General features: G+C 67.1%; 11 protein-coding genes. All 11 read right to left on the bottom strand.

Annotated elements, in window-relative coordinates:
* Positions 1-2: 2 nt before the first annotated feature.
* The gene (locus OG747_RS33900; protein WP_405883169.1) at positions 3-2,258 is read right to left on the bottom strand and encodes an NHLP family bacteriocin export ABC transporter peptidase/permease/ATPase subunit; all 2,256 of its coding nucleotides are present in this window, start codon (positions 2,256-2,258) and stop codon (positions 3-5) included.
* A complete protein-coding gene (locus OG747_RS33895; protein ID WP_405883168.1) occupies positions 2,258-2,959 on the bottom strand; it encodes an HlyD family efflux transporter periplasmic adaptor subunit in 702 nt (233 codons plus the stop codon). The genes OG747_RS33900 and OG747_RS33895 overlap by 1 nt, the downstream gene beginning before the upstream one ends.
* 101 nt (positions 2,960-3,060) lie before the next feature.
* A complete protein-coding gene (locus tag OG747_RS33890; protein ID WP_405883167.1) occupies positions 3,061-4,485 on the bottom strand; it encodes a SagB family peptide dehydrogenase in 1,425 nt (474 codons plus the stop codon).
* A 12-nt stretch (positions 4,486-4,497) separates the two neighbouring features.
* Positions 4,498-6,795 (bottom strand): TOMM precursor leader peptide-binding protein, encoded by a 2,298-nt coding sequence (locus OG747_RS33885; RefSeq protein ID WP_405883166.1) that lies wholly within the window; start codon positions 6,793-6,795, stop codon positions 4,498-4,500.
* Between the two features lie 6 nt (positions 6,796-6,801).
* Positions 6,802-7,161 carry a hypothetical protein gene (locus OG747_RS33880; RefSeq protein ID WP_405883165.1) on the bottom strand — a complete coding sequence of 120 codons (360 nt, stop codon included), beginning with the start codon at positions 7,159-7,161 and terminating at the stop codon, positions 6,802-6,804.
* A gap of 163 nt (positions 7,162-7,324) precedes the next feature.
* The gene (locus OG747_RS33875) at positions 7,325-10,423 is read right to left on the bottom strand and encodes a lantibiotic dehydratase (RefSeq protein WP_405883164.1); all 3,099 of its coding nucleotides are present in this window, start codon (positions 10,421-10,423) and stop codon (positions 7,325-7,327) included.
* A gap of 56 nt (positions 10,424-10,479) precedes the next feature.
* Positions 10,480-11,376, bottom strand: a complete 897-nt coding sequence (locus OG747_RS33870) for a JmjC domain-containing protein (RefSeq protein WP_405883163.1) — start codon at positions 11,374-11,376, stop codon at positions 10,480-10,482.
* 92 nt (positions 11,377-11,468) lie between these two features.
* Positions 11,469-12,416, bottom strand: coding sequence for a JmjC domain-containing protein (locus OG747_RS33865; RefSeq protein ID WP_405885826.1), 948 nt, complete (start codon positions 12,414-12,416; stop codon positions 11,469-11,471).
* A gap of 165 nt (positions 12,417-12,581) precedes the next feature.
* Positions 12,582-12,704 (bottom strand): hypothetical protein, encoded by a 123-nt coding sequence (locus OG747_RS33860; protein ID WP_405883162.1) that lies wholly within the window; start codon positions 12,702-12,704, stop codon positions 12,582-12,584.
* Between the two features lie 183 nt (positions 12,705-12,887).
* Complete coding sequence (locus OG747_RS33855; RefSeq protein ID WP_405883161.1) at positions 12,888-13,799, bottom strand: DUF6065 family protein; 912 nt, start codon at positions 13,797-13,799, stop codon at positions 12,888-12,890.
* Positions 13,800-15,218 (bottom strand): SagB family peptide dehydrogenase, encoded by a 1,419-nt coding sequence (locus tag OG747_RS33850; RefSeq protein ID WP_405883160.1) that lies wholly within the window; start codon positions 15,216-15,218, stop codon positions 13,800-13,802. It lies immediately after the preceding gene.
* Positions 15,219-15,292: the final 74 nt, after the last annotated feature.

The raw sequence follows: 15,292 nt of genomic DNA, 5'->3' as shown, positions 1-15,292 counted from the left end.
CGTCAGTGCTCCCGGACCATGTGACTGTAGGAGCCGCCTGCGGCGGCGAGGTCGGTATGGCGTCCGCGTTCCACGACGGCCCCCTGGTCCAGCACGAGAATCTCGTCGCTGTCGCGAATGGTGCTGAGCCGGTGCGCGATAACGATGCACGCGCACCCACGCCGGCGGACGCTGTCGGTGATGAGGCGCTCGGTCTCGGCATCCAGCGCGCTGGTCGCCTCGTCGAGGACCAGGATGCTGGGGTTGCGCACGAGGGCCCTGGCGATTTCCAGTCTCTGACGCTGGCCCCCGGAGAAGTTCCGGCCGTCCTCCTCCACGACGCTGTAGATGCCGCCGGGTCGGGCCGAAACAACGTCGTAGATGGCGGCGTCCTTCAGTGCGGCGACCACGTCGTCGTCGGGCACTGACGGGTCCCACAGCGTGACGTTGTCCCGGATCGTCCCCTCGAAGAGGAAGATGTCCTGGTCGACGAAGGCCACGGAGGCGGCCATCACCAGCGCCGAGATCTTCTCGCGTGGCACTCCGTCGAATCGCACGGAGCCGCTCCAGGGCTTGGCCAGGCCCGAGATGAGCTTGGTGGCCGTCGACTTACCACTGCCCGACCCGCCGACAAGTGCCAGTTGCCTGCCCGGCCCGACGCTGAAGGAGAGTTCGTCCAGTAGAGCAGGGCCTAGAGCGTTGTAACCGAACGTCACCTGGTCGAAGGTCAGATGTCCGTTGAGCCGACGAGGGTGTTCGGGACTCGTGTTCGCAAGTTGCTCTTCCTCGGGGTAGTTCTCCACGTCCCGGAGTCGGGCCGCCATTACGCCAAAGTCCTGAATACGTCCTGCCACCACGCTGAGCTGCGTGATCGGACTGCTGAAGGCGGTAATCAGCGCTTGGAAGGCAACCAGAGCGCCGATGGTGATGTGCCCGTGGACCGCCTGCAGACCACCGATGAGCAGGATGAGCAAGCTGTTCACCGCGGCCAAGGTGGGGGCCACTACTGCAGCGAGCGCGCTGGGTGTGCCGATCTTCTGCCGTCCGGAGACGACCTTGGCCTGCTCGCTCGCCCAGCGCCGGAAGTACTCGTTCTCGCCGCCGGTGGCCTTCATTGTCTCGATGAGCTGGAGACCGTTGTACGACGTGGTCAGCAGTTGCGCCTCGTCCACCGCAACCTTGCTCGCGCCAGCCGCCCGAGCCCGGACCACCAGGCGCAGGGCGACGATGTTGAGCAGGGCGATGCCGACACTGAGCAGCGTGAGCCACACGCTGTATGTGCACAGCAGGCACCCGTAGAGCAGTACGACCAAGACGTCCACCGCGACGCCCGACAGGTCTCGCGAAAGAATCATCGCCGCGGTGTCATTCGACCGCATCCGTCCGGTGATATCGGCCGGACTTCGCTGTGTGAAGAAGACCGCAGGCAGCCGTAGGAGATGTCGCAGAAACCGCGCGCTGGTCAGCGTGCCGCTGACGATCCGCAGCCGGAGGAGGAACGACTGCCGTACGGCGGTGAGCGTGGCGACCGCTGCGATCGTCACGGCCATCATCGAGAAGAAGGGGACCAGCACCGACTGGTCGCCGCCCACGAGTACGGTGTCGATGAAGGCCCGGGTGAAGGCGGGCAGTCCGACAGAGGCCACGGCAAGCAGCAGCCCGGCGGTCATCGCCAGCAGCAGCAGGTTCCGACTGCCGGCCAGGCGCGCCGGGATCCCCGCGAGCACGCCGGGGCGGCGTCCGCCGGGGTTGAATCCCTCGTCGGCACCCATCGCCAGGGCGATGCCGGTGAAGTTCTCGTCGAACTCCTCTGGGCTGATCGTCCGCCGACCGGTCCCAGGGTCGTTGAGGTAAACGACGGGCCGGCCCCAGCGTCGGCCAAAGCCTTCCAGGACCACGAAGTGGTTGAAGGCCCAGAAGATGATGGTCGGCCCCTTGCGCAGGGCCAACGCTTCGGGGGTGGTGCGCAGGCCCTTCGCGGTGAGTCCGTAACTACGCGCGGCCTTCACGATGTTGGACGCCTTCGAACCGTCGCGGGACACGCCGCAAGCCATCCGGAGCTCTTCCAAGGGCACATACCTCTTGAAGTAGCCGAGCACCATGGCCAAGCACGCGGCACCGCACTCCACCGCCTCCATCTGCAGCACGGTGGGCGTCTTCACCCGCGGCGCCGGCAGGCTGCGCCGCCAGGGCCGGAATTCCCGTTTCGGCCGCCGCGCAGGCGCCGGCGCCCGCTCCGTAGCCGACGCTTCGGGGTCGTCCAGATGAACGCTCAACATCAGGACACCACCCAGTGAATGGGCTTGAGGGGCGCCAGGTGGAAAGCCGCCGTCACCAGCGTGCGGGAGTCGATCTGGTAGGGCGGCCCCTGGCCGGTGGACCAGGCGAATCCGCTGGTGGTGTGGTCGGCTGTCAACTGCACCACCACTTTTAGCGGCTCTCCCTGTGTGGAGAAGCGCTGGCCGAGCTGGGCGTCGCCCAGGAATTCGGATATCTGCTGCGTGCTCGCCGGGAACTCCGCAACAGACAGCACCCTGCCGCGCAGTACACCGAATTGCTCTGCGGGCGCCGACTGCACCGACAGGTCCACCTTGTCGTCCCGGTGGATGAGACCGGCCTTGTCCTGCGGTACGTAGACCACGGCGACCAGCGGGTCGTGCGGCCCCTCGTTGCGCTCGATGACGGCGAGTTGCGCACCCCTGGTAATGACCTGGCCGACTTTGCCGAGGACCGCGGTGGCCCGGCCGGCGGCGACGGACCGGATAGTCTCCTGGTGCGATCCGACCTGTACGGCGAACATCGGCGTGTCGACGGGGAAGCTGGCGCCCTGCGCCACAAAGACACCGGTGATCTGTCCCGACAACGAACTCTGCAACGTGAAACTGCCATCCGAGTGCGTCAGGATGCCTTCGGCCAGCGCGCTGCGCGGTACAGAGCCGAGGCAGGCCCACGTCGCACCGACGACGAGCAGCAGCGCCACGACGGCGAGGGCGATCGCACTTCGCGGCTGAGCCAGCCGAACCGGGGTGTCGAGTTCGCCAGGGGCTTGCAGACGGGCAAGGGCCTTCTGCCTGAACGTGATCATCGCGCCTCCGCCGCTCGAGTCTCGTTGCCGTGCCTCGGCAACGAGCCGAGCAGGAACCGGCCGACCCCCGCCTCAGTACGAGGATCCAGACCCGTCGCCCGAGCAAGCGTCACGGGGTCGCCGGTACCCAGCGCGCAGGGAGCAAGGCCCATCGCGGTGGCGACCAGGTACATCGTTGCGTAGACCACTCCGGTGTCGCGCAGTGCGAGAGCGTAAGCCATCGAGGGGTATTTCCAGCTGAGCCGGCCCAGTCGGGCGCCCATGATCAACAGCGCCTGAGGGCGCGTGGTCATGACGGCGGCACGGGCCGCGCGGTCCGCCAGCCGGCCGACTGCCGGACCGTTCGCTGCGGCTGGCTGCAGCGCGTGGTCCCGGCCGTCGTATCGATACAGGCCGGGGGGCAGCCCGGCGACGTTGGTGATCACGAGATAGTGCTCCAGTTCATGGAGGGCGCCGCTTGAGGGATAAGGGCGGTCGGCGAGCTCCACGCCGTTCTGGGTCCACGTACGACGGGTCCGCACGGTACGGAACAGGAACTCGCCGAGTTGGGCGGCCGTCAGAGGAGCCGTGTCGTCATGGACGCGCACCGAGCGGCGGCGCTCCAGAACGTCGGTAAGTGTGGGGTCTTGAGCGCGGCGACGGGCCAGGTCGGGCACGGCCAGAGGGATGGCTGGGCCGATGTCCGCAGGCTCGCCGTCCCGGACCGCCCGGGTCTTGAGGCCCAGCCCTGCGCGGTTCGGCATGGTGGGCTCGCCGCTGCTACGACTGTGGAACCACAGCTCGTGTGCGGTCCAGCCTGCTGCGGCGGTCTCGGCTTCCGCTTCCGCACCCTCCGGTTCCAGCAAGCCATGCTCCAGCAGGGTTGCAAGCGCGGATTCCGCCCAGGCCACCGCAGCGGTGATCTCGCCTACGCGCAGCGGCGAGAGAGGCGCTGCGAGCAGTGTCAGCAGCCAGTCGTCGTACAACTCGACAACTGTTCCGGTGATCGTCGATTCCAGGACGAGTACTGCGCCGTCCCGGCGCAGCAGCACGTAGCGGGAGAGGACCAGCGAGTCGGCGGCCGGGCTGAGCTCGGCCACGATCGGGACCGACGGCTTCGGAAGAGGCGCAAGGTGCGGACGTACGGTCATGATTCGTCGGTCGCCGTCCCAGAGCGTGGTCTGCACCCAGTGATGCCGCCGTAGGCCGTCAAGGAGCTGATGCGTGTGGCGCAGGCCCCCCGCCCACCCGTCCAGACCTGTACCCAGTGCGGTCAAGTCGTCCATCGTGCGGACGCCTGAGGCGAGGGCGTCGAGGACGGCGAGCTGCCCGGCGGTCAACTTGCCGAGCACGGAGCCCCGCAGTTGGTTGTGGACAGTGACCTGGCCGTCGGCGCCGATCTGGAGTTCGGCGTCTGGGAGCAGCGCGAATGTCTCAGTCATGTGGGTAGCCGCCTAGAAGAAGACGCTGACGGGGTTGCAGGCATCCTCGGGAGTGGGCGTCGCAGCCCATCCGAGGCGAACGGGCACGTCGTACAGACGGCCCGGGCCGAGCCGGCGCCAGAAATGGCGCAGGCCGGGCACCATGACCTTGACCACCGTCAGATCGATGTCGGGTCGGCTCTGGTTGAGGACGATGACCTCCAACCCGGCGTCGCGGGCGATGTCCACACAGTGGCGCACCGCGTCGGCCAGGTCGGGCTTGGTGAAGGTGGGGTAGGAGGCTGTGCTGGAAGCGGGGCGGCTTTCGTCGGGCAGCAACCACGCGTTGTCAGCGACCGTTGTCTCCCGCCACCAGGTGAGGGTCGCCTCGTCCTGTTCCGCGTAGTCGGTTGTGCCGTCCGGGTGCCGGCGGCTCACCCCTGGGAGGAACTGGTTGAGTTCGGTGAGAGCGCGCATGACCGCGACGGCGGCGTCCACATGAGCGCCGAAGCCGAGGAGGATGTCCTCGATGGGGTGGCCCGTACGCCGGGAGACCGCTGCGAAGGCGGGGACGCCCAGGTCCGTGGTGATGTCCAGAACCCAGAGTTCCCGCCCCTGGGCGGCGTAGAGGTCGCGCAGCCGATCGACGTAGGGATCACCCAGGCTGTCGAGGTCAAAGGCCGGGTGGCGAAGGCGGTTGTACCACCACAGGGCAACGCTGTCGCGCTCCACCAGTTCGCAGAATCCGTGGAGAATCGCCTCTTCCAGCGTGTTGCCGGAGGCATTGCCGTTGGAGTCCGGAAAGCAGTATTGGTGGGTGTGCAGGTCCGGGTGACCGAACCACGCATACGCGGCGGGCACAAGCTTTTCCTGGTCGTTGGTGAGTGACCAGGCCGGGGCCCAGGAGATCGGCTGCGCAGGGTCCAGCGGGGCGGGTACGTGATGCAGTCGGGCGCTCCGCGGCCCGTGGTGCGCGCGCCCCTCGTATTGCCGCTCGGAGAACAACAGCATCTCGTGTGGGGCAACAGCGGTGCCGGGTGCGAGGTCCTGGTAGCTGCTGACAACCTCCGGCACGGCCGGGTGCCATACGGCGCTGTACCGCTCAAGGGCCTCGCAGATGCCACTGGCCCTGGCCTGAACGTCGGTCCGGCCTTTGCCCCCGCTCTGCCCACGCAGCGTGCGACGCAAGCCGTCAAGTTGGTGGGCTCGGAGGGCGAAGTGGTGGGCTGCGACGTAGCTGTGGACGGGAGCGTCCGGGTCCTCAGCCAGGGAGCGGAGCGTGGTCACGGCACCGAGCAACCGCCCCACCTGTGGTGCGAGCCGCCGGCAGGTCACCTCGGGAGGGACCACACGCCAGCCGCCGTCCGAGCTGACGTCGGCTGGTCCTGAGGTCAACGTGATACGCGGTGGGGGCACCGCCAGCGACGGGTCGCCGCAGGTGAGGCATTGCGGCTGCCGCACGAGGTGGTGGTCCTCGGCGCGCATGGTCCGGGTGGAGAACGACACGAGCCTGTCTTGCAGGCCTGTCTCGGTACCGTTCACGAGGTATGTCATCGCGGCGTTTGCGATGAGAGCGCCCGCCAGGTTCAGGGAGGCAGCTGACGCGGCGACGGACACTCGGGGTGGTTCCGCGGCGCCAGTTGTGACCCGAACATACTGGTTCACCGGGCGATTGCCGTCGAGGCGCTCCCGCAAGCAGTTCCAGCAGCCCGTCTCGCCTGATTTGAGTAGGGGTCCTACCCAGATTTCCAGGCCGACCGGCTTAGCCAGCAGCCACGGGATTCCCGAGGCCCGGATCCGGGTGTCGATCTCGCCAAGGCGGGGGTCGAGGTACTCGTCGGTCAGCACCACGATCAGGTCGGCGGGCTCGTCGAAGAGCTCGGCCGTACGGGATGTCCTGACCCGTAGGCCAGTGGCCCGCAACGCAGCGACCACTGGTAGGTCTGCGAACTCCCCCACTGTGGTCACCACAACCGACGCGGCCTGCTGTCGGGCGTTTGCCTCTTCGGCGGTCAGTCCCTGACTCTCCCAGAGCGCCGCCAGCGGACGGTCGGGGCCCGACACCGTTTGGTCCCCGTCCGCGAGGTGCCCGGAACGGTGAAACTTAGAGACGGCGTACACGCAGTCGGAGAACGAGATCCGGTCAGCAGTCGCCGCAACGATGTCGGCAAGGCTGGACTGCCCGTCCAGGTAGGGCACCACCGCCACACAAGCAGCGCCTGCCACCAGGTAGCTGCACTCCTCGGACAGCAGGAGGACCTGCTCCGGTCCGACGACCTGCGCGCTGAGATGCGCTTTGAGCCTCGGGCGAGCCCAAGCCGAGCTATTCATTGACACTCACTCCGACTGGCAGCAGCAGGGGCTGCAGCAGCATCCGGCCGCGCCGCCTGCGAGGTCGCCCAGTTCCTCGTCGCTGAGATCCGAGACATCCATCTGCGGTAGATACGGAACATGCAGAATGTATTTTCCGGTGACAGCCCCCTGTTGCCACATTTCGATCTGCGCTTGTAGGTCAGGCTCGGCGTCGCTGGAGCGAACGATCCGGACCACCGTGTTCCTCGGGATTTCCAGGCCGTTATCCGCCAACACCTGACGCGGATGGGATGCGAGCCTTTCACAAAAATCCTCGCTGGACCACGCCTGCGTCAGTATCCGGGTGTAGCCGACGATAAAGTCCGGGGTTTCGATCCCATTCACACTCGTTCCCAATTCTCGCGCGAAGACGGCCAAAGAAAGTCATGCACATCCTGCCTCATCCGAGCAGTCAAATAAAGATGCATGCATGAAATTCAACGGTCCGAGAATTTGCACCGAGGCTTATTTCTCTCGGCTGAGCACGAAAACGTTTCGGTCCAGTTCGCTAATCCCCGCGTCGACTGGCACCAAAAACCAACTCGGCAAATCCTCGAGCGATCGCGTGGCTGGAAACCTCGGATTCCACATCGCTGCCGAGGGCCCGGTTGTGGTGCATGTGCAGCAAAGAGGAAAGCGTGTGGCTACGGCTCTCCGCCGCGGCCGCAGCGTCCACCTGGCCGGCGGGGTCAACGAGCAGCCGGTCGCGGAGGCGCACCAGGGTCCGGCCGCGGGCCTCCCACGCCTTGGCCAGCGTCTCGCCACCCAGTTCCCGGACCATGTCCGGGTACGGGTGGGCTGCCAGAGCACGCAGTTCGCCCCGATGAGCCCGGAATGTCATCCTGGCCGCCTCGCGGGGCACCCGGCCCAATAGCCAGGTCGGCCAGTCATCGGACGCCATTCCTCGGCAGATGTCGACCAGGCTCAACGAGGCCAGCACCATCGGGTCGACGCGATGCGTCCGCGACCGTTGCAGGTCCAGCTGGATGAGGGCCGCCTCGCTGTCAGCCTGGAAGAACCGTTCGGCGGCCGCCAGCGCGTGCGCGCCACCGTACCTGTCGGTCTCAGGCGCATACGCATCCAGCGACCAGTCCCGGGCCAGCCCACGCCCGCGCAGGTCCTCCGCCCAGGTATGCAGCGCTGGCAACGCACCGCCCAGCAGACGCTCGGGCGACCCATGGAAACGCAGGCGCAGGTGTGGATCGGGATCGGCGTAGCGGATGAAGAACCAGCGGTCGATGTGCGACTCGAGCGCGCCCAGCAGTTCGGGCAGCCGCCCGGCGAGAATCTCATTGTGCAGATGCGCGGCGGCGTACACCTTCGCGTACAGCCATTCGCCGCCAACGGGATGAACTGTCGTCTTGAGCGCGCGGACACCGCCGGCCGACCGATGCTGCACTGGAGGAGCAACGGCGGCCCGCAGCGGTATCACCACTTCACTGGCGTATCCGTTCAGCCAGCCCGCGCCCATGTCTCCACTGGTGAGCGTCTCCTCGACTCGTGCACTCGGCCGACGCCGCAACTCTTCGTGGAGCAGCCGCTGGTGGAGGGGTTTGCGCAGGTCCAGGTCCAGACGGCGGTCGTGCTCGCCCACCCGTACCTGGTCGGGCACTGCATTCCGCTCTTTCCACGCTTCCATGGCGGGGCGCCAGCGCTGCCAGTCGTCGACGGCGTCCTCCATCGCCCGGTCGGGCCGCCACCGGGCCGCGGCAAGCACGGACCGGCCGTAGCTCACCCGCGGCAGCCGGGGCAGGCAATCCAGGCTGCCCCAGTCCCACAGCGCCCAGGAACCTCGGGCGCCGGCTGAGATCTGCCGCAGGAAACGCGCCGCTGGGGTGCTCATTCCGTCAGACAGCACGTTCGCCACGACCAGGCTGAGCCTGTCGCCGGTAGCCGCGTGGACGGCATAAAACCCTGACTCATCGGCACCGATGAGGAGGTCGCGTGCGCGCATCGTACGCCCGGCATCGCGGTCCGCGAACTCACCGATACGGACGACGTGTTCTGTCCACCGCGGACTCCGGGAGACGTTCGATGCCTTGCCGGTACTAGGTCGGTAGAACAGTTGGGCGGGCACCGTGGGGTACGGGAGGCCGTGCAGCAGTACGGCGCGGAGCGGGCCGTTGAGTTCGGGGAGCATCTGGGCAAACCGCCCGAACAGTGCCCCGGCCTGTCGGCTCCCGCCATTGACCAAAACCTGGAAGTCCCCGTTTGCCAAATCCGCGGTGGAGGACGCCAGCACGGAAACGTTCACTTCGGCGGTGCCGACGGGCGGGTGCGCCGAGGGGCGCGCCAGCTGCTCGACCAGTTCCGGGGTCAGCACGACCTCGGCCCCGCCGCAGCTCGTGCCAGGCCACGCCGACCAGGCGAGCTCCGCCAGAACCTGTGCCCGGCGGGCTGCGTACTCGGCGGCTTCGGCGTCGGGCGTCCGGCCGGGCGCCGTCTGGCCGGCCTTGGTGTCCCACGATGGATATCCGAGGCCACGCTCAGAGTCGAGTAGCTCCATCAGCGGAACGAGCGCCTCGCGTCCGTAGCGGTCCAGAAAACGCGTTTGGTAGTTCCGAAGCGCCGATGCGTTGGGGCCTGCGATGCTGGGCGCTATACGCCACAGCACGCCCGCTGCTGCTGCCGCCTCTTTGGCGACGTCCGGCGGGAGGACCACTTGGGCATCCACGCGCAGGTCTACCTGGAGCTCCGCGCTCGGGCCGGGACAGGCGGCGCGGACAGCTCGCACCGCTCGACGGAGGGCTTCGGTGCCGGCGCCCACCGATGTGCGCTGGTAGTCCGTCAGCAGTTCGGCGATCTCATTCAGCGCCAGCACCGTCTCCCGCACCGCGGGGGCGGCCGAAGCGTCGCTGAGCTGAGCTTGTATGTGTGCAAGGGGATCCACCGCATCGGTGGGTGGCCGAAGGCTCGTCAGGAGGATCCCGGTGCCGACCAGCTTGGCGATCACCGCCTCGGCTCGGTCCACGGCCATAGCAAAGCGCGTTTCGAGGAGCTCGCACAGTACGGGGACCGCGACCGGGGCGGCGGCTCGCTCCAGCACCGCGCAGACCGCGGGTGACCGGCGCACCAGGACACGCCGCAGCGGCGGGTTGGCGCCGCTGTTCAACCCCTTCGGCGCGTGCAGGGGAAAGGTGATGTGGTCTCCCTTGACCACGCACTGGTCGTGCACGACCACTCGGAGCAGGCGCAGCACGTCTGGGCGCTGCTCCAGTTCCCGAACGAGCCCAGCGGTCCAGCCACCGTCCACCCGTACGTTCTTGGTGTGCGCCGTCCCTACGCAGACCGACGGCTCCTGGTCGAAACGGACCGGCGCGACACCGGCAAGCAGTCCGAACGGGGTGCTGCGGGTGCCTGCGCGGATGAGGTAGCGGCTCAGCGACATCACCGCTTTCCGCACCTGCGTCCGTCGTACCGGGGTCCCGTCAAGGACACGGTCGAGTAGGTCTGCCAGCGAGGGCGCCGAGACGGCAACTGCCTCCCTGACGGCCTCGTGGGCGAGCGCGTCCCGTATGAAGGCGAGGAGTTCGTCGTCCGTCGAGTCGGCGATGTCCGCGATTTCGGGTAGCGCAGGGTACTTGCGGCGCCGCGGCAGCAGCGGCATTCGCAACATCCCGAAATCGGCTGCCTCGTACGGAGCCGCTCCCATCGCGACTGGGATCACCATGGAATGTCGGCCTCGGCGGTGGGCATCACTACAGAGGCGATCGAGCAGGGCGTCCAGAACTCCTTGCGCATGTCGTCAGCGAGGTGGCGAGTCAACTCCGCCCGGTCCAGGGTGGGAAGAACCTCTGCGAGGTCCGCAACCACCTCGCTGATGGCGTTCGCGAGCTGCTCAGGCTCCCGGTCGATACCGAAGGGCAGCATGAACCTAAACCGGTCGGTCGCCGGTCCGCGCCGGTCCAGTGCCTGTACCAGCTTCATGGCGAGCCAATACCTGCTGAACGGGAGGAAGCCCAACGACACATGCAGAGATGCCGCGGTCTCGGTGGAGCCGCTGTGTACCCAGCCGCTGGGAATCCACAGGACCTCGCCGGCGGTCAGGGTGAATTGATGATCGGGCTTGCGACCGTCGTAGTAGTCACGGTCGGCCTGGCTGAAGCCGGGACCCTCATGCGCCAGCGGGGCCGGGCTGGGCGGCTCCCAGAGGTTCCAAGTCTTACTGCCGAAGGTCTGGACGAGCATGACGGACTCGGTGTCCCAGTGCGGCCGTAGTCCCCGCTGGTCGGACGGAGTCAGGAAGCCGACTGCGTCCACCGCCGTGCCCATTTCGGCGGACAGCTGACCGCAGAGTCGACCCAGCGGGGGCCATGCCTGGTGCAGGCTGTTGATGATGACGGTGGCGCCACGCTCCAGCCGCTGTGCCACGGCCTGCGGCTGCACGCTGTTGGTCGACCGCCGGTTGAACGGCAGCCGCGTCGCGGCGCCCTTCCATGTGTAAGCCGCCCTGGGTACGATCTTGCCTTCGCTGATGATGCTGACCTTGTCGGCGGTGACATCACTGTTGAGCACACGCTCGAAGTCGTGCAGGTCCAACAGTTCGGTGAGGCCGGGCATACTCCAGGACCGCGGCTCTGTCGGCGGGTCGGCCTTGAACGCATCCGGATCGGGTACAAGCAGCGAAAGGGCAGACAGTGACACGTCGAGTCCTATTCTGCGGGGAAGGGCGTGCCGGCCGTGTCGGGCCGGAACGCAGCGGTACGCGACGCGGCTTCAATTCCCAGCCGGGGAATCGGTTCCGTCTGCCGTCGCAGGGACGCGTCCCGCGCCGCGCGCAGGAGGTCCTTCGGCTCCAGGCCATCCAGCCGCGTCCGTAGGTGGTCAAGCGTCCTGGCGGCGGAGTCGAGCAGCCGCTCCTCGCTCAGCGGGCGCGCGGCCTGCGGTAGTCCTGCCATCGCGTGCCGCAGTGCGGTCCGGACGAGATCCGACTCCGCTACCTCACGGATGGTCAGCGACAGATGCGCAGAGATCTCGTCCTCGGCCACTGCTGAGTGCGCGAACGCTCGCGGGATGTAGAGGACCTCGCCGGTGTGGACCCTGTTCGACAGGAGCGGGGGGCCGGGATCACCGGTCACCTTCTGCGGCTGCCACTGCTCGTTGTCCGGGCCGCCGTGCACGCTCCAGCGCTTGCTGCCGGCCACCTGGATCAGGAGCACGTCAGCGTCGTCGCGGTGGACCGCCAGGCCCTGGCCGCCGGGCGGGGTGACGAAGAAGAACGCCTCGACCCTCTGGCCGAGTTCGGCAGCGAGATCAGCACAGAGGTCGGCGGTGGAGCGGTGCCACTGCTCGACGTTGCGCAACAGCAACGTGGCTCCGGAACCGATTGCCGCAATGATCTTGGCGGGATCGGCGAAACCTGGATTTTCCCGGGCAAGGACCGTGTGGACGCGGGTGTAATCCCCTTCGGGGATCTGCGTGCCCGCCTGTGTCAGCTCGACGTGCGGGGTTCGCAGCAACCCGCTGCAGAGGACATCCTCAACATCGCTCAGCCCGATCGGGCTGAGGGCTTCACCTTCCGGTTGGAACACCGCCGGAGCCCTGCGCCAATAATGGGTCTGGAAATTCTCGACATCGCCGACCCATTGGCGCAATGTCATTTCGGGCACGACTTATGCTCCTTCAGGACCCGAGGTGTTGTTGCCGCCCATGAGCCCACACCAAGTGCGGAGCGGCAGCGTTCGGAACCCCGGGCACCGCGTCCGGTGTCCCCTCGGCCGCATGACCTAGGGGACACCGTTGCGTATCCTGGGAGGACGAACGGATCAGATCACGTCCGTGGTGATGGGCGGGTCGGTGAGGCCGCCGACCGGACGGCCACCCGCGACCTCATCGAGAAGCTCCTCGACCTCGACCTCTTCGACGTTCTGGTTCTCGTTGTCAGCCATGAGGTTTTCCTCTTTCTGTTTTGCTTTCCTTGTCCGTGTGGACTCCTTAATTAAGTCACGCACAGCAAGGGCGGTCAATATCGTTCCGCAGTCTTGACGGTGAGTGTTTCGGTGGGCGCTGATATTCGGTAATCGAATTCCCCAACACCTCTCGGTGCTCGCGGCAATTCGGGCAATCCGACGTCACCGATAGGTTTCGGCTGCCGGTCCTGACGGGGGTTCGGTTTCCGGGCGGCCGGCGAAGCGTTTCAGCCGCAGCTTTCGCTCATGAAAGTCGAAGCGCATCCCGTCCTCGCTCTCGCCGTGCATGTAGTGGCGCGCGAAGAGCTGGGTGCTGGCAGGGGTGCCCGGTACGAGTTTCTCCTCGGCCCAGCGGCTGCGGCCGTCCCGGAACGCCTCGTACGGGGCCTTCTCGACGTCGCCCATGGCGGTGACCTGCGGCTCCCAGGCAGCGAGTTCACCACGGCGCTGGGGTGTCACCGCGCACATGGGCTCTCCCCGGTCGAAGATGACCTCGGTGTGAGGGCGAGTGAACTGCCAGTTCATGGTGAAGGTGGCGCTGACCCAGTCGGTCTCCACCAAGCCGGACAGCGGCGCGATCGCATCCTTGGGGCGATTGGCCGGCCCACGCACGCCAAGGTTCCACCCCGGCGGGGTCCGGAAGAGTACTGGTATCACGAAGGTGAGGATGCCGTGGCCGAAGTGACTGGCCGCCAGCGTCGCTCCGTCCTCATCCGGATCGTACGTGATCGTCAGGCTTCGGCTGGAGCGGCCGCCTCCCCAGCACGCAGCGAAGCGACGGGTGTTGAGCAGCCACCACTCGGCCTGGTTCGCCATGATCATCGGCAGGCATCTCCGGGCAAAGCCCTCCGTCGTGGCGGCCATCCACTCACGGTGCGCTGGTGCCGGCACGATTTCCACAGGCATTTCCACCGGCCCGGCATCCGGCAGAACGTACGCGATCAGGCGTGTCGTGTCCTGCGTGTCGGGGCGCGCGCCCTCGGTTGCTGTCATGGCATGCCGCTTTCCACAGGTTTTCTCCCTTTGATGCGGATATGTTGAGGTTCGGGGGCGGGGTCCCCGACGTCGGATCAACTACCAGTCGGCGTCGTTCACCGGCTGCCAGCGAGAAGACGTCGTCGCAGCAGGACGGGGGTCGTCCGGCGGGCTGCCCAGAGCGAAGGCACCGACGACCACCTCCTCCAGCGCGGGCAGAGCCAGCGCCTCAGTCACTGCTCCCGGGTCCTCAGTCCCCTTCAACGCGCACGGAGCGAGCCGCATCGCGGTTGCCACCAGGTACATCGTCTGGTGCAGGGCGCCGACGTGCTGAAAAGTGAGGGTGACGGCACTCGACGCGTAGTTCCAGGTCAAACGGTGAATTCTTGAGGTGATCGTGAGCACGACGTCTGGGGTCCCCGGCAGCGACACAGACGCGAGGAGCCGGGCGTTGTCCTGCTCGCTGTCGTTGACCAGACGCAGGCAATGCCGCAGCGGGTCGTAGTGGTACGAGCCTGGCGCAATGCCGGCGCATCGCAGCACGGTGACGTAGAGCTCCAGCTCATAGCTGGCGCCCGCGCTGGGATACGGCCGGCGGGTCCGCTCATAGGGTGGGCGGGAATCCCAGTCGTAGTAGAGACCTTCGCGTGCGCCGTACCGGCTCTTGACCCGCGCAGTCCGGTACAGGAACTCACCAAGCTGCCCAGCCGTGAGCGGTTCCGCTCCATAGCTCGTCACCGATCGCCGGGACTCGATGACCGAGGTGATCCGGGGGTCCAGGGCGTGGATGTCCGCGCGCCGAGGCCGGTGAAGTTCGACCACCGCACCGGCCGTTTCGGGCTTGATCGCGGGCTGGGGCGGGAGCTCGTCCAGAAAGCGCAGTTCCTGCGGCGACGAGGTCCGGCCGTGGACGTGGAAGAGCAGGTCGTGGAATTGCCACTGGCGCAAGGAAGCGTCGTCGTCCTCGGTGAAGCGCGGTTCGCTCGCTGCCGTCGGCCGCTGCTCATCCAGCAGATCGAGCCGTAGAAGAACTCCCAACAGACCGGCGACAACCTCGGGATCCAGGCCCCGACACTGCGGCACCCCCCCATCGGCGCCCTGTGTCCGATCCAGCGCGAAGAGCAGGGACCACACGTCCGCGTCGGTGACGATGACCCGTGCACCGCTACGCGGGGACTCCACCAACAGCCCGGAGTCAACCGCCCGCATCAGGGCGAATCTGGACAGCCGGAGGTCACCGCCCGACAACGGTCGGGGCGACACGTCGATCCCCGTTCTGCCGGCAGGTTCCACTCGCATCAACTCCCGGCCGCCGCAGGAAAAGCGGTGGACCAGGTTGGGGCCCAAACGCTTGACCAGACCCTGGTGCACCGTCCCGAGCCGGTCTGCACCAAGTTCCCCAGCCGGAACTCCCGCGCTGAGCGCGCCGATCAACTCGCGGGTCGCAGCGGTGGCACGACGCAACACAAGAGAGCGGGGGCTTCTGAACACCACCACTCGGTCGTCGTAGGAGTACACGCGAACGTCCGGGTGGAAGGACGTTTCGCACTCTGGGCCAGGGCGCATAGCAGAATGTCTCTCAGTGAGTGGTA

This window comes from Streptomyces sp. NBC_01384, assembly GCF_045040035.1.
Classification (GTDB): Bacteria; Actinomycetota; Actinomycetes; order Streptomycetales; family Streptomycetaceae; genus Streptomyces.
This window is presented reverse-complemented; position numbering and strand designations above follow the sequence as displayed.